Origin of the sequence: Sphingomonas panacis (assembly GCF_001717955.1) — a bacterium.
In the GTDB taxonomy this organism is placed as follows: Bacteria; Pseudomonadota; Alphaproteobacteria; order Sphingomonadales; family Sphingomonadaceae; genus Sphingomonas; species Sphingomonas panacis.
Window position 1 is genome coordinate 4,602,892 of sequence record NZ_CP014168.1, and the last position, 23,901, is coordinate 4,626,792.

At 65.8% G+C, this 23,901-nt stretch carries 14 protein-coding genes; 9 read left to right on the top strand and 5 right to left on the bottom strand.

Annotation, left to right across the window (positions count from 1 at the left end):
• Nucleotides 1-154: 154 nt before the first annotated feature.
• Nucleotides 155-1,309, bottom strand: coding sequence for a hypothetical protein (locus tag J0A91_RS21375; protein ID WP_150127019.1), 1,155 nt, complete (start codon nt 1,307-1,309; stop codon nt 155-157).
• A 336-nt stretch (nt 1,310-1,645) separates the two neighbouring features.
• On the opposite strand from J0A91_RS21375, the gene rpoB reads away from it, so the two are divergent.
• Nucleotides 1,646-5,800 carry a DNA-directed RNA polymerase subunit beta gene (gene rpoB / locus J0A91_RS21380; protein WP_069206590.1) on the top strand — a complete coding sequence of 1,385 codons (4,155 nt, stop codon included), beginning with the start codon at nt 1,646-1,648 and terminating at the stop codon, nt 5,798-5,800.
• Between the two features lie 123 nt (nt 5,801-5,923).
• Nucleotides 5,924-10,210, top strand: coding sequence for a DNA-directed RNA polymerase subunit beta' (rpoC, locus tag J0A91_RS21385; RefSeq protein WP_069206591.1), 4,287 nt, complete (start codon nt 5,924-5,926; stop codon nt 10,208-10,210).
• A 459-nt stretch (nt 10,211-10,669) separates the two neighbouring features.
• On the opposite strand, the gene J0A91_RS21390 is transcribed toward rpoC, so the two are convergent.
• Nucleotides 10,670-11,014 carry a DUF2794 domain-containing protein gene (locus J0A91_RS21390; protein WP_069206592.1) on the bottom strand — a complete coding sequence of 115 codons (345 nt, stop codon included), beginning with the start codon at nt 11,012-11,014 and terminating at the stop codon, nt 10,670-10,672.
• Nucleotides 11,014-11,694 (bottom strand): serine O-acetyltransferase EpsC, encoded by a 681-nt coding sequence (gene epsC / locus J0A91_RS21395; protein ID WP_069206593.1) that lies wholly within the window; start codon nt 11,692-11,694, stop codon nt 11,014-11,016. The genes J0A91_RS21390 and epsC overlap by 1 nt, the downstream gene beginning before the upstream one ends.
• A 160-nt stretch (nt 11,695-11,854) precedes the next feature.
• Between epsC and J0A91_RS21400 the strand changes: the two genes are divergently transcribed.
• The 6 genes from J0A91_RS21400 to J0A91_RS21425 all read left to right on the top strand — a co-directional run bounded on the left by J0A91_RS21400 (nt 11,855) and on the right by J0A91_RS21425 (nt 19,564).
• On the top strand, nt 11,855-12,622 hold the full coding sequence (locus J0A91_RS21400) for a sulfite exporter TauE/SafE family protein (protein WP_069206594.1): 768 nt from the start codon (nt 11,855-11,857) through the stop codon (nt 12,620-12,622).
• Nucleotides 12,623-12,767: 145 nt separating this feature from the next.
• Nucleotides 12,768-14,750 carry a DNA topoisomerase IV subunit B gene (gene parE, locus J0A91_RS21405; protein WP_069207552.1) on the top strand — a complete coding sequence of 661 codons (1,983 nt, stop codon included), beginning with the start codon at nt 12,768-12,770 and terminating at the stop codon, nt 14,748-14,750.
• Nucleotides 14,751-14,812: 62 nt separating this feature from the next.
• Nucleotides 14,813-16,138 carry a 30S ribosomal protein S12 methylthiotransferase RimO gene (gene rimO / locus J0A91_RS21410; protein WP_069206595.1) on the top strand — a complete coding sequence of 442 codons (1,326 nt, stop codon included), beginning with the start codon at nt 14,813-14,815 and terminating at the stop codon, nt 16,136-16,138.
• A gap of 2 nt (nt 16,139-16,140) precedes the next feature.
• Nucleotides 16,141-16,791: a YiiX/YebB-like N1pC/P60 family cysteine hydrolase gene (locus J0A91_RS21415; RefSeq protein WP_069206596.1), complete on the top strand. Its 651-nt coding sequence runs from the start codon at nt 16,141-16,143 to the stop codon at nt 16,789-16,791.
• Complete coding sequence (locus tag J0A91_RS21420) at nt 16,788-18,176, top strand: serine hydrolase domain-containing protein (protein ID WP_069206597.1); 1,389 nt, start codon at nt 16,788-16,790, stop codon at nt 18,174-18,176. Before J0A91_RS21415 ends, J0A91_RS21420 begins: the two co-directional genes overlap by 4 nt.
• Nucleotides 18,173-19,564: a leucyl aminopeptidase family protein gene (locus tag J0A91_RS21425; RefSeq protein ID WP_069206598.1), complete on the top strand. Its 1,392-nt coding sequence runs from the start codon at nt 18,173-18,175 to the stop codon at nt 19,562-19,564. Before J0A91_RS21420 ends, J0A91_RS21425 begins: the two co-directional genes overlap by 4 nt.
• 27 nt (nt 19,565-19,591) lie before the next feature.
• Here J0A91_RS21425 and J0A91_RS21430 read toward each other — a convergent pair whose 3' ends face one another.
• Entirely contained in the window at nt 19,592-21,721 is a 2,130-nt protein-coding gene (locus J0A91_RS21430; protein WP_150127020.1) for a TonB-dependent siderophore receptor, read from the bottom strand.
• A 177-nt stretch (nt 21,722-21,898) separates the two neighbouring features.
• Between J0A91_RS21430 and J0A91_RS21435 the strand changes: the two genes are divergently transcribed.
• Nucleotides 21,899-22,963 carry an aromatic ring-hydroxylating oxygenase subunit alpha gene (locus tag J0A91_RS21435; RefSeq protein WP_069206600.1) on the top strand — a complete coding sequence of 355 codons (1,065 nt, stop codon included), beginning with the start codon at nt 21,899-21,901 and terminating at the stop codon, nt 22,961-22,963.
• A gap of 97 nt (nt 22,964-23,060) precedes the next feature.
• Here the strand turns inward: J0A91_RS21435 and tpiA are convergent, their stop codons facing one another.
• Nucleotides 23,061-23,810: a triose-phosphate isomerase gene (tpiA, locus tag J0A91_RS21440; protein WP_069206601.1), complete on the bottom strand. Its 750-nt coding sequence runs from the start codon at nt 23,808-23,810 to the stop codon at nt 23,061-23,063.
• Nucleotides 23,811-23,901: the final 91 nt, after the last annotated feature.

Genomic DNA, 23,901 nt, shown 5'->3' on the forward strand with positions numbered 1-23,901 from the left:
CTTGCAAAGAAAAGGGGCGGCATCCGCAAGGATGCCGCCCCCTTTTCTTTATATCTATCGTCGCCCCGGCGAAGGCCGGGGCCGCTGCGTTGTTTGGCAGACGGATCGCCCCAAACATGGCGGCCCCGGCCTCGCCGGGGCGACGGCCTTATCCTCAATCGTCCCGCGACACCGTAAACGGCAACTGCCGCACCCGGTCATGCATCCTTGGCGCGCCATCGAGCCGGAACGGTCCGAGCTTCGCATCCGCCCCGCGATCGAGCCCGACCACGAACGACGCGGCGCTGCGCCCGCTGCCGCCGTCCCAGCCATAATCGAGCGCGACCGTCATCACGGGCACGAACAGCGCCCGCCCCTCGCCGATACCCTGGACCGCGAGCGGCGGCATGATGTCGCGCGGCAGCATCGCGGTGCCCTCCAGCGCGGCGGTCGCGCCGGCGGCGAGGTCGAACCGCGCGACGACCGCGCGCTCGATCGGCGCCGCGAACAAGGCCTCGAGAGTCCGCTCCAGCGCCGGATCGACCCCGAACAGCCGCAGGTCGAGCGCGATCGCGCGTGCGTCCACCTCGCCCGCATTGTGCAGGATGATGCGATATTCGACTGCGGCGCTCAGCAGGTTGGTGCCGGCGCGCTTGACCTCCAACGTGATGGCGACCCGCGCACGCGGCGCGGTGACCGCCTCAACGACAGGCGCTGGCGGCAGCGGCGACGGCTCAGGCGGCGGTGCCACCGCTTCCTCTTCGACGGGAGCCTCGTCGGCCCCGCCCCGGCGGCGATACAGCGCGACACCGGCACACACGGCGACCAGCGCCACCCCGACCGCCCATAATTCGAGCGATCCCCAACCCGATGACTCGGCAGGCGCGGATGGCGGCGTCGCCGCTACCTTGGGCGGAGACGGGGACGCTGCCGGCACGGGTGTTACGGTCGGAACGGACTCAGGTGTCAGCGTCGCCACGGGCAAAGGCGTCGCCGACACCGTCGGGCGCGCGGTCGGCGTGGCAACCGGCTTGGGCGCGGGCCGGACCGTCGGACGCACCGGCGGCGGCACCACCGCGACCGGCGACGGCGTAACGCTCGGCACGGCGGTGGCGCTCGGCGTCGGGCGCGGCAATGGCGCGACCCTGGGTTCGGGCGTCGGCACGGGCGTCGGGCGAACCGGCTGGGTCGGCAGGCTGAAGCTGTCGAGCCCCGGGATCGTCGCGGGCGGCTGGCTGTTCTGCGCGCCCGCGCCTCCGGCCGCCCCGATCGTCACGGCCAGCGCGACCATCGTGCGCGCGCGCCGTGTCGCAGGAAAAAACAAAGTCAAAAGCGCCTCGGTGCGTCGTTCAAGTCAATGCCATGACGACCGCGCGATGATAAGACAAGCACCAGACGCAACGCCTGCGGCGATCCGATGCAGAGATTACCTCGCCGGGTTTGACACGATCCAACACCACACCTATATGGCTCTCTTCACCACGACTTTCGGGAAATGACGTGCCCTCGCGCAGCATGTCGATCGAATTGAAGGTTGTGGCATCACGAGGACGCCGAGAAGCTGCTGTTTTCCGAATTACCCGGAGGACATGCGGCTTTTTGCGTCTTTCCGCGTGCCCGCCCGGGCGATCCGGGCACGAAATTTTGACGTGAGGGCTAAAGACACATGGCAACCAGAGCGATCGAAGGCGGCACCGCGAAGCGCCGCATCCGCAAGGTGTTCGGCAACATCCACGAAGTCGTGCAGATGCCGAACCTGATCGAGGTGCAGCGCGAGAGCTACGAACAGTTCCTCCGCTCAGATCCCTCGATCGGTTATGTTTCCGGCCTCGAAAAGACGCTGCGTTCGGTGTTCCCGATCCGCGATTTCGCCGGCACCGCCGAGCTCGATTTCGTCAATTACGAACTCGAACCGCCGAAGTTCGACACCGACGAGTGCCGCCAGCGCGGCATCACCTATGCGGCGCCGATGCGCGTTACGCTGCGCCTGATCGTGTTCGAAGTGGACGCCGATACCGAAGCCCGCTCGGTGCTCGATATCAAGGAGCAGGACGTGTACATGGGCGACATGCCGCTCATGACGCAGAACGGCACGTTCATCATCAACGGCACCGAGCGCGTGATCGTCTCGCAGATGCACCGCTCGCCGGGCGTGCTGTTCGATCATGATCGCGGCAAGACCCACGCGTCGGGCAAGTATCTCTTCGCCGCGCGCGTCATCCCATATCGCGGGTCGTGGCTCGATTTCGAGTTCGACGCCAAGGACATCGTCAACGTCCGTATCGATCGCAAGCGCAAGCTGCCGGTCACGGCGCTGCTGTATGCGCTCGGCCTCACCTCCGAGGAAATCCTCAACTATTTCTACAACCGCGTCACCTTCGTGCGCGGTCAGGGCGGCTGGATCGTCCCCTATCAGGCCGAGAACTGGCGCGGCCAGAAGCCGATGTTCGACATCGTCGACGCCAAGACCGGCGAAGTCGTGTTCGCCAGCGGCCAGAAGATCAGCCCCCGCGCCGCCAACAAGGCGGCCAAGGATGGTCTCACCGATCTGCTGATCCCGACCGAGGAAATCTTCGGCCGCTACTCGGCCTATGATCTCATCAACGAGCAAACCGGCCAGATCTATATCGAGGCGGGCGACGAAGTTTCGGCCGAGAACCTCGAACTGCTCGACAAGGCCGGCATCGACCGGATCGAGCTGCTCGACATCGATCACGTCACCACCGGCCCGTGGATTCGCAACACGCTCAAGGCCGACAAGGCCGAAGAGCGCGAGCAGGCGTTGTCCGACATCTACCGCGTCATGCGCCCCGGCGAGCCGCCCACGCTCGAAACTGCGGAGTCGCTGTTCTCCGGCCTGTTCTTCGATCCCGATCGCTACGATCTGTCGGCGGTCGGCCGCGTCAAGCTCAACATGCGCCTCGATCTCGACGTCGAGGACACCGTAACCACGCTGCGCACCGAGGATATCCTCGAAGTCGTCAAGACGCTTGTCGGCCTCAAGGACGGCAAGGGCGAGATCGACGACATCGACAACCTCGGCAACCGCCGCGTGCGGTCTGTCGGCGAGCTGCTCGAGAACCAGTACCGCGTCGGCCTGCTCCGCATGGAGCGCGCCGTGAAGGAGCGCATGTCCTCGGTCGACGTGTCGACCGTGATGCCGAACGACCTCATCAACGCCAAGCCCGCCGTGGCTGCCGTTCGCGAGTTCTTCGGCTCCTCGCAGCTCTCGCAGTTCATGGATCAGACCAACCCGCTCTCCGAAGTGACGCACAAGCGTCGCGTTTCGGCACTCGGGCCGGGCGGTCTGACGCGTGAGCGCGCCGGCTTCGAAGTCCGCGACGTTCACCCGACCCATTATGGCCGTATCTGCCCGATCGAGACGCCGGAAGGCCCGAACATCGGCCTCATCAACAGCCTCGCCTCGTTCAGCCGCGTCAACAAATACGGCTTCATCGAGACGCCGTACCGCAAGGTCATCGACCATAAGGTGACCGACGACGTCGTCTATCTGTCGGCGATGGAAGAGGCCAAGCACACGATCGCGCAGGCCAACGCCGAGCTCGACAGCGAAGGGCATTTCACCGAGGAACTGGTCTCGTCGCGTCAGGCGGGCGAATTCCTGATGGCGATCCCGACCAACATCACGCTGATGGACGTCAGCCCCAAGCAGCTCGTCTCGGTCGCCGCATCGCTCATTCCGTTCCTGGAAAACGATGACGCCAACCGCGCGCTGATGGGCTCGAACATGCAGCGCCAGGCCGTTCCGCTGGTGAAGGCGGAAGCGCCTTTCGTCGGCACCGGCATGGAAGAGACCGTCGCACGGGATTCGGGCGCGGCGATCGCCGCCAAGCGTTCGGGCATCGTCGATCAGGTCGATGCGACCCGTATCGTCATCCGCGCGACGGGTGAGGTCGAGGCCGGCCAGTCGGGCGTCGACATCTACACGCTGATGAAGTTCCAGCGCTCGAACCAGAACACCTGCATCAACCAGCGTCCGCTGGTGAAGGTCGGTGAGGTCGTGAACATCGGCGACGTGATCGCCGACGGTCCCTCGACCGAGTTCGGTGAGCTGGCGCTGGGCCGCAACGCGCTCGTCGCGTTCATGCCCTGGAACGGCTACAATTATGAGGATTCGATCCTCATTTCCGAGCGTATCGTGAAGGATGACGTCTTCACCTCGATCCACATCGAGGAGTTCGAGGTCATGGCGCGCGACACCAAGCTCGGGCCGGAAGACATCACGCGCGACATCCCCAACGTCGGCGAGGAAGCGCTTCGCAACCTCGACGAAGCTGGCATCGTGTACATCGGCGCCGAGGTCGAGCCGGGCGATATCCTCGCCGGCAAGATCACGCCGAAGGGCGAAAGCCCGATGACGCCGGAAGAGAAGCTGCTCCGCGCGATCTTCGGTGAAAAGGCCAGCGACGTGCGCGACACCTCGTTGCGTCTGCCGCCGGGCGTCGCCGGCACCGTCGTCGAGGTCCGGGTGTTCAACCGCCACGGCATCGACAAGGACGAGCGCGCGATGGCGATCGAGCGCGAGGAGATCGAGCGTCTCAAGAAGGACTCGGACGACGAGCGCAGCATCCTCAACCGCGCGACCTGGTCGCGTCTGCGCGAGATGCTGATCGGCCAGACCGCGACCGCCGTTCCCAAGAACGGCCCGCGCAAGGGCGTCGTCATCGATCAGGACGTGCTCGACAGCGTCGATCGTCATGAATGGTGGAAGTTCGCCGTCGCCGACGACAAGACCCAGAGCGATCTGGAAGCGGTCAAGGTGCAGTATGACGATGCCGTCAAGGTGATCGTGGACAAGTTCCAGGATCGCCGTGACAAGCTCGAGCGTGGCGACGAACTGCCGCCCGGCGTGCTCAAGATGGTCAAGGTGTTCGTCGCGGTGAAGCGCAAGCTTCAGCCGGGCGACAAGATGGCCGGCCGTCACGGCAACAAGGGCGTCATCTCGCGCATCCTGCCGGCGGAGGACATGCCGTTCCTCGCCGACGGTACGCCGGTCGATATCGTGCTCAACCCGCTGGGCGTGCCGAGCCGCATGAACGTCGGTCAGATCTTCGAGACGCATCTCGGCTGGGCCGCGCGCAATCTCGGCCAGCAGATCTACACCGCGCTTGAGGATTGGCGTGAGGCCAACCCCGAGGCCGAGGGCGGCGAGATGCCGAACGCGGTCAAGGATCGGATGCTCGAAGTCTACGGCGAGCATTACGAGGCGGACATCAAGGCGCGCACCCCCGAGCAGATCATCGAGCTGGCGGAAAACCTGAAGACCGGCGTGCCGATGGGCACCCCCGTGTTCGACGGCGCCCGCGAGAAGGACGTGTCGGCGATGCTGTCGCTGGCGGGTCTCGACACCTCGGGCCAGTCGGATCTGTTCGACGGACGTACCGGCGACAAGTTCGATCGCAAGGTGACGGTGGGCATCATCTACATGCTCAAGCTTCACCATCTGGTCGACGACAAGATCCACGCCCGGTCGATCGGGCCGTACAGCCTCGTCACCCAGCAGCCGCTGGGCGGTAAGGCGCAGTTCGGCGGCCAGCGCTTCGGCGAGATGGAGGTCTGGGCGCTCCAGGCCTACGGCGCGGCGTATACCTTGCAGGAAATGCTGACGGTGAAGTCGGACGACGTGGTCGGCCGCACCAAGGTCTATGAGGCGATCGTCAAGGGTGACGACACGTTCGAGGCCGGCATCCCGGAGAGCTTCAACGTTCTCGTCAAGGAAATGCGCTCGCTGGGCCTGAACGTCGAGCTGAAGACGGTCGAGGAGTTCGACACCGACGGCGTCGCGATCGCGGCGGAGTAACCGACTTCTCCCCTCCCGCTTGCGGGAGGGGTCGGGGGAGGGCCTGTGGGCCAAGCACCTCCCCGACGTGACATGCCCTCCCCTAGCCCCTCCCGCACGCGGGAGGGGAATTGGAGCTGAAAAATGAACGAACTGACCAACTTCGCCAATCCGGTCGTCAAGCCGGAAACCTTCGACCAGATCCAGATCGGCATCGCCTCGCCGGATCGCATCCGCTCGTGGTCGTTCGGCGAGATCAAGAAGCCCGAAACCATCAACTATCGCACGTTCAAGCCCGAGCGTGACGGCCTGTTCTGCGCGCGCATCTTTGGTCCGATCAAGGATTACGAGTGCCTGTGCGGCAAGTACAAGCGCATGAAGTACAAGGGCATCGTCTGCGAGAAGTGCGGCGTCGAAGTCACCGTCTCGAAGGTCCGGCGCGAGCGCATGGGCCATATCGAGCTGGCCGCCCCTGTCGCGCACATCTGGTTCCTCAAGTCGCTGCCGTCGCGCATCGGCCTGCTGCTCGACATGCAGCTCAAGCAGCTCGAGCGCGTGCTGTATTTCGAGGCGTATATCGTGATCGAGCCGGGCCTCACCCCGCTCGAGAAGTTCCAGCTCCTCACCGAGGACGAGCTGCTCGACGCGCAGGATGAATATGGCGAGGACGCGTTCTCAGCCGGCATCGGCGCCGAGGCTGTCCGCATCATGCTCGAATCGCTCGATCTCGAAGGCGAGCGCAAGGATCTGCTCGAGGAACTCGCGACCACTAAGTCCGAGCTCAAGCCCAAGAAGATCATCAAGCGCCTCAAGGTCGTCGAGAGCTTCATCGATTCGGGCAACCGCCCCGAATGGATGATCCTCGAAGTCGTTCCGGTCATCCCGCCCGAGTTGCGTCCGCTGGTGCCGCTCGACGGTGGCCGCTTCGCGACCTCGGATCTGAACGATCTGTATCGCCGCGTCATCAACCGCAACAACCGCCTCAAGCGGCTCATGGAACTGCGCGCGCCGGACATCATCGTCCGCAACGAAAAGCGCATGCTCCAGGAAGCCGTCGACGCATTGTTCGACAACGGCCGTCGCGGCCGCACGATCACGGGCGCCAACAAGCGTCCGCTCAAGTCGCTGTCCGACATGCTCAAGGGCAAGCAGGGCCGCTTCCGCCAGAACCTTCTCGGCAAGCGCGTCGACTATTCGGGCCGTTCGGTCATCGTAACCGGCCCGGAACTCAAGCTGCACCAGTGCGGCTTGCCGAAGAAGATGGCGCTCGAGCTGTTCAAGCCGTTCATCTACGCACGCCTCGACGCCAAGGGCCTGAGCATGACGCTCAAGCAGGCGAAGAAGTGGGTCGAGAAGGAGCGCAAGGAAGTCTGGGACATCCTCGACGAAGTCATTCGCGAGCACCCGGTCATGCTCAACCGCGCGCCGACGCTTCACCGTCTCGGCATCCAGGCGTTCGAGCCCGTGCTGATCGAGGGCAAGGCGATCCAGCTTCACCCGCTGGTCTGCTCGGCCTTCAACGCCGATTTCGACGGCGATCAGATGGCGGTCCACGTACCGCTGTCGCTTGAGGCGCAGCTCGAAGCCCGCGTGCTGATGATGTCGACCAACAACATCCTCTCGCCCGCCAACGGCAAGCCGATCATCGTGCCGTCGCAGGACATGGTGCTGGGTCTGTATTATCTGTCGATGCTAAAGGAAGGCGAGCCCGGCGAGGGCATGCTGATCTCCGACATGTCGGAAGTCCATCAGGCGATCGAGGCTGGCGCGGTGACACTCCACACCAAGATCATCAGCCGCGTTCCGCAGACCGACGAGGCCGGCAATCAGTACCTCAAGCGGTATGAGACCACCCCAGGTCGCATGCTGCTCGGCGAATGCCTGCCCAAGTCGTCGAAGGTGCCGTTCGATACCGTCAACCGTCTCCTCACCAAGAAGGACGTCGGCGACGTGATCGACGAGGTGTATCGTCACACCGGCCAGAAGGAGACCGTGCTGTTCGCGGACGCGATCATGAGCCTCGGCTTCAAGCACGCGTTCAAGGCCGGTATCTCGTTCGGCAAGGACGACATGATCATCGCGCCGGACAAGGACAAGCTGGTCGACGAGACCCGCGAGCAGGTGAAGGATTACGAGCAGCAGTATCAGGACGGCCTGATCACGCAGCAGGAGAAGTACAACAAGGTCATCGACGCCTGGAGCCGTTGCGGCGATCAGGTCGCGAACTCGATGATGAACGAGATCAAGGCGGTCAAGCGCTACGAGGACGGCCCCGACAAGGGCCGCGAGAAGCCGATCAACTCGATCTACATGATGGCCCACTCGGGTGCGCGTGGTTCGCAGGCGCAGATCAAGCAGCTCGCCGGTATGCGCGGCCTCATGGCCAAGCCATCGGGCGAGATTATCGAGACGCCGATCATCTCGAACTTCAAGGAAGGTCTGACCGTCCTCGAATACTTCAACTCCACCCACGGCGCTCGTAAGGGCCTCGCGGATACGGCGTTGAAGACGGCGAACTCGGGCTACCTCACCCGCCGTCTGGTCGATGTGTCGCAGGATTGCGTCATCATCGAACTGGATTGCGGCACCGAGCGTGCGCTCGAAATGCGCGCCATCGTGCAGGGCGGTTCAACGATCGCTTCGCTCGGCGAGCGCATTCTCGGCCGCACCACGGCGGAGGACATCATCGACAGCAAGACCGGCGAGGTCGTGATCCCGCTCGGCACGCTGCTCGACGAGCCGATGGTCGCGAAGATCGAGGCGATCGGCACGCAATCGTGCAAGATCCGCTCGCCGCTCGTCTGCGAGACCAAGATCGGCGTGTGCGCCAAGTGCTACGGGCGCGATCTCGCCCGCGGTACGCCGGTGAACATCGGCGAGGCGGTCGGCGTCATCGCGGCGCAGTCGATCGGCGAGCCGGGCACGCAGCTCACGATGCGGACGTTCCACATCGGTGGTGCGGCCCAGCTCAACGAGCAGTCGAACCTCGAGGCGGTGTCGGACGGCACGATGGAATATCGTGATCTCCGCATCATCAAGGATCAGCGCGGCCGTCGCGTCGTGCTGTCGCGCTCGGGCGAACTGGCGATCATGGATGCCGAAGGCCGCGAACGCGCGGTCCATCGCATCCCGTATGGCGCCTATGTGCTGTACGACGATGGCCATATCGTCACCAAGGGCGATCGTCTGGCGGAGTGGGACCCGTTCACCATGCCGGTCATCACCGAGAACCCCGGTATCGTGAAATATGTCGATCTGATCGAGGGCAAGACGCTCACCGAACAGGCCGACGAAGCGACCGGCATCTCGCAGCGCGTGGTCATCGAATATCGCGGCACCAGCAAGGCGAAGGAGGATCTCCGTCCGCGTCTGACCCTCACCGGCGCGAGCGCCGAGGAGGCCGGCCGCTACATGCTGGTCGCGGGCGCGACGCTCTCGGTCGAGGATGGCGCGGAAGTTCAGGGCGGCGACGTTCTGGCCCGTGTCAGCCGCGAGTCCGCCAAGACCCGCGACATCACGGGTGGTCTGCCGCGCGTCGCCGAGCTGTTCGAGGCGCGCAAGCCCAAGGAAAATGCCATCATCGCCAAGGTCTCGGGCCGCGTGGTGTTCGGCAAGGACTATAAGGCGAAGCGCAAGATCGGCATCCAGCCCGAGGATGGCGGCGAGGTCGTCGAGTATCTGGTGCCCAAGTCGAAGGTGATCGACGTTCAGGAAGGCGACTACGTCAAGCGTGGCGACAACCTGATCGGCGGCAGCCCCGATCCGCACGATATTCTCGAAGTGCTCGGCATCGAGCCGCTGGCGGAATATCTCGTCTCGGAAATCCAGGAGGTCTATCGTCTCCAGGGCGTGAAGATCAACGACAAGCACATCGAAACGATCGTTCGCCAGATGCTGCAGAAGGTCGAGATCACCGACGGCGGCGACACCACGCTGCTGGCGGGCGAGCAGGTCGATCGCGACGAAATGGATGCGATCAACGACAAGCTCGAGCCCAAGCAGGCGCGCGCGCAGGGCAAGCCCGTCCTGCTCGGCATCACCAAGGCGTCGCTGCAGACCCGCAGCTTCATCTCGGCGGCGTCGTTCCAGGAGACCACCCGCGTCCTCACCGAGGCGGCGGTCCAGGGCAAGCAGGACATGCTGATCGGCCTCAAGGAGAACGTCATCGTCGGCCGGCTCATCCCGGCAGGCACCGGCGCAGGCATGAACCGCATGCGGATCGCGGCCTCGTCGCGGGATGCCGCGCAGCGGGTATCGATGCGCCGGATGGCGGAAGTGGCGTTCGTCGCGCCGAACTCGGCCGCCGAGGAGCATGCCGCCGAACTGGCACGCAGCGCGCGTGACGCCGGCGGTACGCGCGATGCGCTTGCCGCGGTCGAGACTTCGGGCACCGGCACCGATGCCGATGCGGGCGATTATCTGGAGAGCTGATCGGCTCGCCTGATCGACACGCGAAAGCCGCCGTCCGGGGACACCCGGGCGGCGGTTTTCGTTTGGGGACATTTGCGCGCGCCCTGTTCTCCGTTCGTCCCGAGCGAAGTCGAGGGATGAGCCCGGAGCGCAGACGCCTCGACTTCGCTCGGCGCGAACGGATCGGGGTGGTGGCCGAGGTTACCGTACAGGGGCGGGTGTGACCGCCCTCCCCGACCGTCACCCCAGCGCAAACGGCAACTTCGCGTAAGAACCTTCTTGTTCTCCCGCGCACGCGGGAGTCCAGAGTCGTAAGAGCCGAACGTCGGTGTTCTGCTTGGCTCCGGGTTCCCGCTTCCGCGGCAAAACAAAAAAACGCCGTTGGTGACTTTCGCAAACGTCCGCAAGCCGATGCCTAAAGAGCGGGCGTTCCGTATCCACCTGCGAGCCCCCGGCATGTGCCGGCGTGACGCTATGCGGCTATTCCTCCACCAGCTTCATCAGCCGCCGCTCGACCGGCGCGAGCACCGGGCCAAGCTCGTGCCCGCGCTTCACCACCGCGCCCTGTTCGCCGACCAGCGCCCACATGCCCTGCTTGTTGCGCAGCGCCGGGCGCTTCTCGATGCGAAACTCGGGCCGCTCAGCGGTCCGGCGGAAGCAGGAGAACACCGCCGCGTCCCCGCCGAGATCGATCGCATAGTCGCGCCAATGCCCGGCCGTGACCATCCGCCCGTACAGATCGAGGATACGGTTGAGTTCGAGCCGGTCGAAGCCGATCTGCGACGGCTTGCCGGTCGGCTGCGGAAAGGGCGTTACCGTCCCCATCAGGCGCGGTTGCGCACATCCTCTTGCTCGGCGAGCATCGCATCGAGCCGCTTGCGCATCGTCTCGATCTCGCAGCGTAGCAGTTCGACGCGCTGGGTCTGCGGATCGAACATGTCGCTGCACGGCGTGCCATATGCGAGGAACGCCGGCTTCGCCTGCCCGCCCTCGACCATCGACGCGCGCGCCGGAATGCCGACCATCACCGCGCCCTCGGGCACGTCACGCGTCACCACCGCATTGGCGCCGACCCGCGCGCCCTTACCGACCGTGATCGGCCCGAGCACCTGCGCGCCCGATCCGATGATGGCATTGTCGCACAAGGTCGGGTGGCGCTTGCCCGCCACGCCATTGTCGGGGCTGGTGCCGCCGAGCGTAACGCACTGATAAATGGTAACATTATCGCCGATCTCGGCAGTCTCGCCGATCACGGTGAAGCCGTGGTCAATGAAGAAATGCTTGCCGATCTTGGCGCCGGGATGGATGTCGATCGCGGTCGTCATCCGTGACAGATGGTTGACGAGCCGGGCGAGGAAGAACAGCCGCGCCTTGAACAGCCGGTGCGCGACGCGGTGCCACGCCAGCGCCCAAACCCCCGGATAGGTCAGGATCTCCAGTCGCGAGCGCGGCGCGGGGTCACGCGCCTTGATCGAGTCGAGATAAGCGATCAAGCGCTGAAGCATCACCCACGGTCCCATAGCATTCGGCGATATCTAGGCGCTCGCGCCCGCGAAGAAAAGGACCGTCCCTTGGCGCGAAGCCGCTGGAATTAAACTCCATCTTCCTTGTAGGAATTGGAAACCGGGCCATTCCGGTGCGTTGAGCTTGTCCAAGGGAGCGCGAATGCCGGATTTTTCCACGATCGACTTCACTGCAATCCTGCCCTTCATCGCGATCGGTTTCGCGGCGCAAGTGATCGACGGCGCGCTCGGCATGGCGTTCGGCCTCATCAATTCGACGTTGCTGGTGAGCATGCTCGGCATGCCGCCCGCGCTCGCCTCCGCGAGCGTCCACGCGGTCGAGACCTTCACCACCGCCGCCTCGGGGGTGAGCCACATCTACCATCGCAACGTCGATTGGCGGCTGTTCCGCCGGCTCGTCATCCCCGGCGTGCTCGGCGGCGTGATCGGCGCCTATGTGCTAAGCAACGTCGACGCCGCCGTCGCCAAGCCGTTCGTGATGGCCTATCTCGCCGCGATCGGTCTGTTTTTGCTGTACCGCGCGTGGCGCGGTGCGCTCACGTTGCAATCGCCGAAGATCGTCGCGCCGCTCGGCCTCGCCGGTGGCTTCCTCGATGCGGCGGGCGGCGGTGGCTGGGGGCCGGTCGTCACCTCGAACCTGCTCGTGCAAGGCGCGGCGCCGCGCACCACGATCGGCACGGTCAACACCAGCGAATTCTTCCTCACCGCGACCGTCTCGATCACCTTCTTCACGCAAATGGGCCTCGCCGCCTTTTCGCTGGCGACGCTCGGGTTGCTGATCGGCGGACTGGTCGCCGCGCCGCTCGGCGGCATCCTCGCCAAACGCGTGCCCGCGCGGCCGCTGATGGCGATGGTCGGTGCGTTGCTGACGCTAACCAGCGCTTATACGATCTGGCAGGCGCTGCGGTAGCATCCTCGCCCTCCCGCTCCGTTCGTCCCGAGCGAAGTCGAGGGATGTGCCCCACGCGCTGCGCATGGTGTCTCGACTGCGCTCGACACGAACGGTTAGGGAACATCCACTAGCCGCACGGTCTCGCGTGCGCTATCTCGGGACCATGTCCAAAGACGATCTGTTCGCCGCCACCCCCAAGCCCGACTTCGAATATGACGCCTCCTCGATCGAGGTGCTCGAAGGGCTGGAGCCGGTCCGCCGCCGCCCCGGCATGTACATCGGCGGCACCGACGAGCGCGCGCTCCACCATCTCGCCGCCGAAGTGGTCGACAATGCGATGGACGAGGCGGTCGCAGGCCACGCGACGCGGATCGAGGTCACGCTCGAAGCCGGCAACCGGCTGACCGTGGTCGACAACGGTCGCGGTATCCCGGTCGATCCGCACCCGAAATTCCCCGGCAAGTCCGCGCTCGAAGTGATCCTCTCGACGCTGCACTCGGGCGGCAAGTTCGAGGGCAAGGCCTATCAGACCGCCGGTGGCCTGCACGGCGTCGGCATCAGCGTCGTCAATGCTCTGTCGTCGGACACGACCATCGAGGTCGCGCGCAACAAGACGCTTTACCGCCAGCGCTTCTCACGCGGTGTCACGCTCGGCCCGCTCGAAGCGCTCGGGCCGACGCCCAACCGGCGCGGCACCTCGGTCAGCTTCGTGCCCGATACCGAGATTTTCGGGCCGGAGATGCTGTTCAAACCGGCGCGGCTCTACAAGCTGGTGCGCTCCAAGGCGTATCTGTTCGCCGGTGTCGAAGTGCGCTGGCGCTGCGCGCCCGAAATCATCACCGATGACACGCCGGCCGAAGCGGTGTTCCAGTTCCCCGGCGGCCTTGCCGATCATTTGCGCGAACAGGTCGGCGCCCGCGAATGCGCGACATCCGATTTCTTCGTCGGGCGGCAGGATTTCGCCAACGGACAGGGCCGCGTCGAATGGGCGGTGGCATGGCCGCTGTGGAGCGACGGCAGCTATAGCTGGTATTGCAACACCATCCCCACCCCCGACGGCGGCACCCACGAACAGGGCCTGCGCGCCGCGCTGGTCAAGGGCATCCGCGCTTTTGCCGATCTCGTCGGCCAGAAGAAGGCCAAGGACATCGCGCCCGAGGACGTGATGACCGGCAGCGAGCTGATGCTCTCGGTGTTCATCCGCGATCCGCAGTTCCAGAGCCAGACCAAGGACCGGCTCACCAGCCCCGAGGCAGCCGCGCTCGTCGAACGCGCGGTACGCGACCATGTCGACCATTTCCTCAGCGACAACATGGAGCGCGGCAAGGCGCTGCTCGGCTATATCCTCGACCGGATGGACGATCGCCTCCGCCGCAAGGCCGAGCGCGAGGTCAAGCGCAAGACCGCGACCAGCGCGCGCAAGCTGCGCCTCCCCGGCAAGCTCACCGATTGCGCCGCCGACAGCCCCGAAGGCACCGAACTCTTCATCGTCGAGGGCGATTCGGCAGGCGGATCGGCCAAGCAGGCGCGCGACCGCAAGACTCAGGCGATCCTGCCGATCCGCGGCAAGATCCTCAACGTCGCGAGCGCCACATCGGCCAAGATCCTCGCCAATCAGGAAATCGCCGATCTCATCCAGGCGCTCGGCTGCGGCACCCGCAAGGACTGCAACGCCGATCATCTGCGCTACGAACGCATCGTCATCATGACCGACGCCGATGTCGACGGCGCGCATATCGCCACGCTGTTGATGACCTTCTTCTTCCAGGAAATGCCCGATCTGGTGCGGCGCGGGCATCTGTTCCTCGCCCAGCCGCCGCTGTACCGACTGACGGCGGGCACCAAGAGCCTCTACGCGATGGACGACGCCGATCGCGCCCGCATCGAGGCGGGGCCGTTCAAGAACAAGAAGGTCGATGTCGCGCGCTTCAAAGGCCTCGGCGAGATGAACCCGATGCAGCTCCGCGAAACCACGATGGACCCCAAGACGCGCGCGATGCTCCGCATCACGCTGCCGCAGGAATATGAGGAGCGCGCCGGCGTCAAGGATTTGGTCGACCGCCTGATGGGCACCAACCCGGCGCACCGCTTCGCCTTCATCCAGGAGAATGCCGCGCGCATGGACGTCGCCGAACTCGACGCCTGATCGGGCCTTCCGCCCGCGCCACTGGCAAAGACCGCGCCGATCGCCTACATGCGCCCTCTCTCATGGCAACGATCCTCCCCTCCCCGCCGCGCGTCGGCATGGTTTCGCTTGGCTGTCCCAAGAACCTCGTCGACAGCGAGCGCATCCTCACCAAGCTGCGCAGCGACGGCTACCAGATGTCCCCCGACTATGCCGGCGCCGACGTCGTGCTCGTCAACACCTGCGGCTTCCTCGATTCCGCCAAGGAAGAGAGCCTCGAAGCGATCGGCGAGGCGATCGCCGAGAATGGCCGGGTTATCGTCACCGGTTGCATGGGCAAGGAAGCCGAGACGATCCGCGCGCGCTTCCCCAATGTCCTCGCCGTCACCGGCGCACACCAGTATGAAGAGGTGGTAGGCGCCGTCCACGACGCGGCACCGATGCCGCCCAGCGCCTTCCTCAATCTCGTGCCGGACAGCGGGCTGAAGCTCACCCCGCGCCACTACAGCTATCTGAAGATTTCGGAGGGCTGCAACCACCGCTGCTCGTTCTGCATCATCCCGAGCCTGCGCGGGGATCTCGTCAGCCGCCGCCCCGACGCGATCCTGCGCGAAGCCGAGAAGCTGATCGCGGCGGGCACGCGCGAACTGCTCGTCATCAGCCAGGACACCTCGGCCTACGGCGTCGATATCCGCCACCAGCCGCGTCCGTGGCACGGCGCGGAGGTGCGCGCGCACATGACCGACCTGTCGCGCGAGCTGGGCAAGCTGGGCGCGTGGGTCCGCCTCCACTATGTCTACCCCTACCCCCATGTCGATCAGGTCATCCCGCTGATGGCCGAGGGGCTGGTGCTCCCCTATCTCGACATTCCGTTCCAGCATGCCAGCCGCAACGTGCTCAAGCTGATGAAGCGCCCCGCCAACGAAACCAAGGTGCTCGAACGCATCAAAAACTGGCGGACGATCGCCCCCGACATCGCGATCCGCTCGACCTTCGTGGTCGGCTTCCCCGGCGAGACCGAGGACGATTTCGCCTATCTGATGGACTGGCTCGAAGAAGCCCGGCTCGACCGTGTCGGCGCGTTCCGCTTCGAACCCGTCGAGGGTGCCGCCGCCAACGCGCTGCCGAACCATGTGCCGGAAGAGATCAAGGAGGAGCGCTACGCTCGCCTGATGGAGCTCACCGCGTGCATCTCGGCGGAGAAGCTCCAGGCCAAGGTCGGCCGCACGCTCGACGTGATCATCGACGCGGTCGGCGAGGATGGCGCCACCGGCCGCTCCAAGGCCGATGCGCCCGAGATCGACGGCGAGGTCCACCTGCGCGACGCCGGCCACCTCTCGCCCGGCGATATCGTGGCGGTCTCGATCGAGGATGCCGACGAGCACGATCTGTACGGCGTGCCGCTGTAAGCGTGACGACACCGGCCGAAGCGCTCGCAAGCTGGCCGCCGCAGCGGTATGCGGCTGTGCGCAGCGCCGTCCGCACCGGCGATCTCGCGATCTGCTCGGGCAACCAGATGTTCTCGCGCGTCATCCAATGGGCGACCAAGAGCGAGTGGAGCCACATCGCGATGATCGTCCGGCTCGAAGAGCTAGACCGCGTGATGGTGCTCGAAGCGGTGCAGAAGATCGGCGTGCGCTGCGTGCCGCTCAGCCGCTGGGTCACCGATTTCCAGCCGCGCGGCAAGCCCTTCACCGGCAGGGTCGTGATCGCCCGCCACGACGAGATCGCGCGCGCCACGCAGGACCAGATGCGGCAAATGAGCGGCTTCGCCACCGGCCAGCTCGGCTGCCCGTTCGACGCCGCCGAACTCGCCAAGATCGCGCTGCGCATCTGCCTCGCGCGGTTCGGCGTGCGGCTGCCGCGCATGATCCAGCCCAACGACGAGTATTTCTGCTCGGAATATCTCGACGAATGCTACCAGCGGCTCGGCGTGACGATCCCGTGGGACGGGCGCGGCTTCATCGCCCCGTCCGATTTCGCGCGCGCGCCGCATGTCCACGCGGTGATGCGGGTTTCGCGCTTCCCGTTCCGCACCGGCGCGGTACAAGCGGACGAATGAAAGCCCTGCTCGCCGCGCTGCTGCTCACCGCCGCTCCTGTTTCCGCACAGGAGCTGTCACCTGCCGAGACCGCGAAGGTCGAGAAGATCGTCGCCGACAGCCTCGCCCGCACCGGCGTCCCCTCCGCCTCGATCGCGATCGTGCGCGGCGGCCGCATCGTCCTCGCCAAAGCCTATGGCAAGCAATCCGAAACGATCCCGCAGGCCCGCGCCGACACCAAATACCCGATCGCCTCGATCTCGAAGCAGTTCACCGCCGCCGCGATCCTGATGCTGCGCGATCAGGGCAAATTGAGCCTCGACGATAAAGTCTCGAAATACGTCCCCGGCATCAGCGGCGGCGACATCATCACGATCCGCCAATTGCTCAGCCACACCTCGGGCCTGCAGGACTACTGGCCGCAGGATTACAGCTTCGCGGCGATGCGCGAACCCGTCACCCCGCAGGACATCGTCGATCGCTGGGCGAAGAAGCCGCTCGATTTCGCGCCGGGCACGCAGTGGCAATATTCGAACACCGGCTATGTCGTCGCCGGCATGATCGTCGAGAAGGTCGCGGCGATGCCTTTGCTCGATTTCCTCAAGGGCCACGTCTTCACCCCGCTCGGCATGGCGCCGGTCGATCAGGATATCGCGGTCGGCCCCGGCTATCCGCAGGGCTATCAGCGTTTCGCGCTCGGCCCGGTCCGGCCTGAGCGGCCCGCCGCGCACGGCTGGCTGTTCGCGGCCGGCGAACTGGCGATGTCGGCGAGCGATCTCGCCAGATGGGACATCGCGCGGATGAACCGCACGCTCCTCCCCGCCGCCGACTGGGCCGAGCAGGAAACCCCGGTCAAGCTCACCGACGGCACCACCAACGGCTACGGCCTCGGCGTCACCGCCGGCGAGCAGCTCGGCCACCGCTTCGTCGAGCATAGCGGCGAGGCGGTCGGCTTCCTGTCGCAGAACACCGTCTTCCCCGATGACAAGGCGGCGGTGGTGGTGTTGGTCAACGCCGATTTCAGCGACGCGTTCAGCAGCATCGCCGCGCAGATCGCCGAAACGATCCTGCCGCCCTCGCAGACCCAGCGCGCCGAAGGGACGACCACCGCCAAGGCGCGCCGCGTCTACGCGATGCTGCGCTCGGGCACTCTCGACCGCGCGGTGATGACGCCCGACTCCAATTATTATTTCTCCGCCAGCGCGCTTGCCGATTACAAGGCCACGCTCGGCCCGCTCGGCGAACCCAGGAGCTTCGAGCTGGTGCGGCCCCCGCGGCTGCGCGGCGGTTTCGTCAACCGCAATTACCGGGCAGTCTTCGCCGACCGCACGCTCAACATCGTGACCTACGCCGAACCCGGCGAGACCGGGCGCTACGAACAATTTCTGGTGATGCCGAGCCAATGACCTACGATCCCACGCCCCTGTTCCAACCCGATCGCGGCCAGAGCGCCCACACCATCCACGTGGTTACGAAGGACGCGTTCGAAGGCTGGCGCACCGCCCAGTCGCCGCGCGTGCGAACCGCGCTCGACGCCGCCCGCGTCGAGGCCAAGCCGGGCGCAACCGCGATCCTACCCGGTGCGGAGGCCGAGGATTGGTCGGTGCTGCTGTGCGTCGCCAAGACGCCGCTCGGCACATGGGATCTCGCCAAGCTCGCCGAGACCCTGCCCGACGGCAGCTACCGCCTAGACGGCGCGAACGCCGGTGCGGCGCTGCTCGGCTGGGCGCTCGGCCAACACGCCTTCACGCGATACAAAAAGCCCGACCGCACCCCCGGCCGCGTGCTGCTCACCGCCGAACCCGCGCGCATCGCCGAAGCGGTCGCGCTCGCCCGCGCCACCGCTGTCGTGCGCGACCTCGTCAACACCCCCGCCGCCGATCTCGGCCCCGCCGAACTTGAGGCGGAAGCCGCCGCGCTCGCCGAAACGCACGGCGCGCAGCTCACCGTCACCAAGGGCGCGGCGCTCGTCAGCGGCTATCCGATGATCCACGCCGTCGGCCAGGCCGCCGCGACCGGCCGCGAACCCCGCCTGATCGAACTCGAATGGGGCAATCCCGCGCATCCGCGCCTCGCCGTGATCGGCAAGGGCGTGTGCTTCGATTCGGGCGGGCTGGACATCAAGCCTTCCTCGGGCATGCGGCTGATGAAGAAGGACATGGGCGGCGCCGCGCACGCGCTCGCGCTCGCCGGCCTCATCATGGGCGCGCGCCTGCCGGTGCGGCTCCACCTGCTGATCCCGGCGGTCGAGAACGCCATCGCCGGCAACGCCTTCCGCCCCGGCGACGTGCTCGCCACCCGCAAGGGCCTTACCGTCGAGAACACCAACACCGACGCCGAAGGCCGCCTCGTCCTCGGCGATGCGCTCACCCGCGCCGGCGAGAATACGCCAGACCTGATCCTCGATTTCGCCACGCTCACCGGCGCGGCGCGCGTCGCGCTCGGCCCCGATCTCCCCGCCACCTTCGCCAACGACGATGCGCTCGCCGAAGCGTTGCTCGCGGCCGGCACGGCGAGCGAAGACCCGCTGTGGCGCATGCCCTTGTGGGACGGCTATGACGAGATGCTCAAGTCCGACATCGCCGACCTGCTCAACGCCCCCGATGGCGGCTTCGCTGGCGCGGTGACGGCGGCGCTGTTCCTGCGCCGCTTCGTCCCCGAACATACGCAATGGGCGCATCTCGACACTTTCGCGTGGCGCCCCAGCGGCAAGCCGGGCCGCCCCAAGGGCGGCGAGGCGCTTGGCTTGCGCGCGGTGTGGGGGATGCTCAAGGGGCGCTACGGCGCGGCGTAACGGGAACGCGCCGCCGACACCGGTCGCTCACCAGGCGACTTTCACCGCCAGCGCGCCGTTCCGCGCCTCGCCGATATTGCCGAGGCCCCAATACGTCTCGTTGAAGACGTTGTTGACGTTGCCCGTGAAGAGCACCTTCTGCCCGCCGATCACGGTCGCATATTGCAATCCAAAATTCGCGAGCGTGCGGTCCGGGATATACAGTCGGTCGGTATCATCGGTCGGCGCCTTGCCGAAATAGCGGACGTTGCCATGCACGCTCAGCCCCGGCACTGCCGCGAAACTGTAGTCGGCATTGGCCGTCACCTGCCACCGCGCCGCCTGCCCGGGAATGTTGCCGGCGAGATCGGCGTTTTCGGGTGAGACGCGGCGGATGCGCGGATCGAGGTGGATCGCGCCAAGGCCGACCCGGAGCGTCCGGCTCACATCATACGCCGCGCTGGCTTCCACGCCCTGATAGACGGTGAGGCCATCCTGCGACAGATACCGTTTGCCATCGGTGAACCGGTCGATCGTCGCGGCGCGTTCGATGCGGAAACCCGCGCCGGCAAGGCTCAATCCGCCATGTTCGTACTTCACGCCCGCTTCATATTGCTTGCTGACGGTGGCCTTCAGGACATCGCCGACATTGACGTAATCGGCGCCGACCCGGCTGCCCGGCTCCATCCCCTCGACATAGCTCGCATAGAGCGAGGCGTAGGCGGTTGGCTTGTAGATCAGCGCGAACGTCGGCGTCACCGCCGAGGTGCGGTAGCCGCTGTTGGTGACGGCATTCCCATCGGTGTCGAGCAGCCGGTACACCGTATAGCGCGCGCCCAGCACCGCCTGAATGTGCTCGCCGAGATGAAGCGTATCGCTGGCGAACACCGCGCGCTGGCGTTCGCGCGTCGGCGAGCCGTCGGTGCCGTAGGAAATATCGCGCGTCACCCGGAACGGCTGGCGCTGATAGATATTACCGTTGAAATCATTGCTCCAATAATAATCGTTCAGGCCGAAATCCGAGTCGTTTATCATGAACGATCCGCCGGCCACGATCTCGTGACGAACCGGGCCGGTCCGAAACTCGCCCTGCAGCATCGCCTGCGCGAAGTGATTTCTGTCCAGTTCGGCAAAGTTATAGGCAGCGCCTTCGTAATCGCCCGCCTGATTGAGCATATACACAAACATCTTGTTCGAATGATGCAGCTTGCTCGTGTAGCCATAGGTCAGCCGCGCGGACCATTGCGGCGCGATCTGCCAGTCCAGCCCGGTCGCGGTCGCCAGCGTCCGCGCGCGATACGAGCTGTTGGCGATGTTGAGATTGTCGTAATCATAGGTCGGCTTGGGCAGCACTGTATCCTGATACGCGCTCCAGTAGATCTGGAACGGCTCGTGGCGCAGCGTGCTGTCCTCATAGGTCGAGGTCGCATACCATTTCACGTCGGGCGTGATCGCATATTCGAGCGCCAGCGAGCCGACGAAGCGCTCGACCCCGGCGCCGTTGTAGACGGTGCCCTTTTCCCCCGAAAGATTGAGCCGATACCCGAGCCGCCCATCCTGCGTCAGCGGGCCACCGGCATCGAGGCGGCCGTAAACATCGCTGTTCGATCGCCAGCCGATCTCGGTCGTCAGCAGCGGCGCCGCCGTCGGGCGCTTGGTGCGGTAGCTGATCGCCCCGCCGGGCGATCCGAAGCCATACATGAAGCCGCTCAGGCCCTTCAGCGCCTCGACCCGCTCGACCGACTCCAGCGGGAAGTCGCCGCCCCAGTAGAGCAGCAGCGGCACGTCATCGATATAATAATTGCGCACGCCCAGCCCGCGGATCTGCGTGCCCCACCAGTTCGTCGTGCCCGCCGTCGCGAACGAGAACACCGACGGATCGTTGATGAAGATCTGGCCGATCGTGGTCGCCTGCCGCTTGTCGATATCGTCGCGGTCGACGATCGTGACCGAGAACGGCGTATCCAGCAGCGACCGGGTGCCGAGCGCACCGCCCTTCGCGACCTCGGCCTGGCCGGCGTTCGTCTGCACGCCGGTCACGACAATGTCGGATTGCCCCGCCTTGCGCGCCACCTCCTCATCGTCCGCGGCGTCCGTCGCCTGCGCGACGCCTGGTATCGCGATCACCGCGACCGAAACCAGCAAAGACGAAACCAACCCCAAAGCGTGTACGCGCATCCAACGTCCCCCGATGTGAGCGCCGGGCAACTAACGCTACGCTATTGCGAGTCAATATCGAAAAAGGAATTAGCCGCTACCGCGCGCATTTTCGCAACGCGCCGTGAAAATCATTGCGTTTGATCGAGCGGCCTGATCCCGGCATCCCGCCGCCATCCGCTTTCGATGAGGCCCCCAATGGCGACTGCCGCGATCTTCACGCCCGATGAGCCGGTATTGCCGCGCAACTGCACCTTCGATCCGACCGACTGGGCGATCCTCGCACAGCATTGGTATCCGGTCGCGCTCGTCCGCGAGATCGGCGACGCGCCGCTCGGCACCAAATTGCTCGACCAGCCGCTCGTCATCTACCGCGCCGAGGGCGAGATCGTCGTCGCGCCCGATATCTGCCCGCATCGCGGCGTGCCGCTCAGCATGGGCACGCAGACCGGTAGCGGCGTGGTCTGCGCTTATCACGGCCTGAAGTTCGGCGCGGGCGGGCGCTGCGTGCATGTGCCCGCGCACCCCGCCAAGGGCATCCCCGACCGGATGCACCTCAAGACCTACCCGCATGTCGAACGCTACGGGCTGATCTGGACCTGCCTCACCGCCGCACCGGGCGCGCAACCCGCGCCGGGCGAGATCCTCGACGTGCCGCACTGGGACGAGCCGGGCTATCAGCAGATCGTCTGCCCGTGGATCGACATTCACGGCTTCGCCGGGCGCCAGATGGAGGGCTTCCTAGACGTCGCGCATTTCGCTTTCGTCCACACCGATACGTTCGGCGACGCCAACAACGCCGAAGTGCCCGCCTACAAGCCGCGCACCACCGATTACGGCTTCGAGGCCGAATATTGGAGCACGGTCGGCAATTATCCGATCGGCGTGAGCGGGCGCGGCGTGCCCGATTTCCGCTGGCTGCGCCATTTCCGCTGCCACGTGCCGTTCTCGGCCTCGCTCGAAATCCACTTCCCAGGCGCCGACCGGCTCGTCGTGGTCAACTGCGCCTCGCCGGTCTCGGCCAAGGTGACGCGGCTGTTCGCGCCGATCGCGCGCAATTTCGACACCGACCTGCCCGTGCAGGACGTGTACGACTTCAACCTGCGCGTGTTCCACGAGGACAAGGCGATCGTCGAGGCGCAAATGCCCGAGGAACTCCCGCTCGATCCGATGATGGAAGCGCACATTCCCGCCGACATGAGCTCGCTCGCCTACCGCCGCCTGCTCCGCGACATGGGCCTGAGCCGCTTCTTCACGTCGTAAAAACGCCGTTCGTGCTGAGCCTGTCGAAGCACGTGCTCAAGCGCCGCGCTCCGGGCACACCCTTCGACTTCGCTCAGGGCGAACGGTGCTGGCGGCGCTATCCCAGCCCAGCCGCCGCCGCGATGATCGGCACGAACTTCGCCGCCGTCAGGCTCGCGCCGCCGACCAGCGCGCCATCGACATCGCCTGCGGAAAGCAGCGCGGCGGCGTTATCCCCCGTCACCGATCCGCCGTACAAAATCCGCATCGCCTGCGCGTCGTCGCCGAGCAACTCGACCAGAGTCGCGCGGATCGCACCGTGGATCGCGGCGGCGTCCGCAACGGTCGGCGTCCGCCCGGTGCCGATCGCCCAGATCGGCTCATAGGCGATCGACAGCCAGCCAGACCGCGCGCCCCACGGCATCGATCCGCGCAATTGCCCGGTCACCACCGCGACCGCGTTGCCCGCATCGCGCTGCTCCGCCGTCTCGCCGATGCACAGGATGCCGTTCAGCCCGTGCCGCAGCAGCGCCTCGGCCTTGCCCTTCACCTCGGCGTCGGTTTCATCGTAGCCGCCACGGCGCTCGCTGTGGCCGACGATCGCGAAGCTTGCCCCCACCTCACGCACCATCCCGGCCGAGATACAGCCGGTAAAGGCGCCGCTGTCCGCCGAATGGACATCCTCGGCGCCGATCGCGAGGCCCGGCGCGCGCGCCGCCGCCGGCGCGATCAGCGTCGCCGGCACACCGATCGCCACGTCGACGCCCGGATACGCCACCGCCGCCGCCGCGATCGCGTCGATCTCGGCGAGCGCGGCAAGATCGCCGTTCATTTTCCAATTGCCCGCAATCAGCTTGCGTCTCGTCATCCCCAGTGTCTCCCTTTTTGGGTTTTGTTGCGCTGCGATAACAACCCTGCGCCTGCACACAAGCTTGAAGCGCTCGCCCACGCCGCTTAAA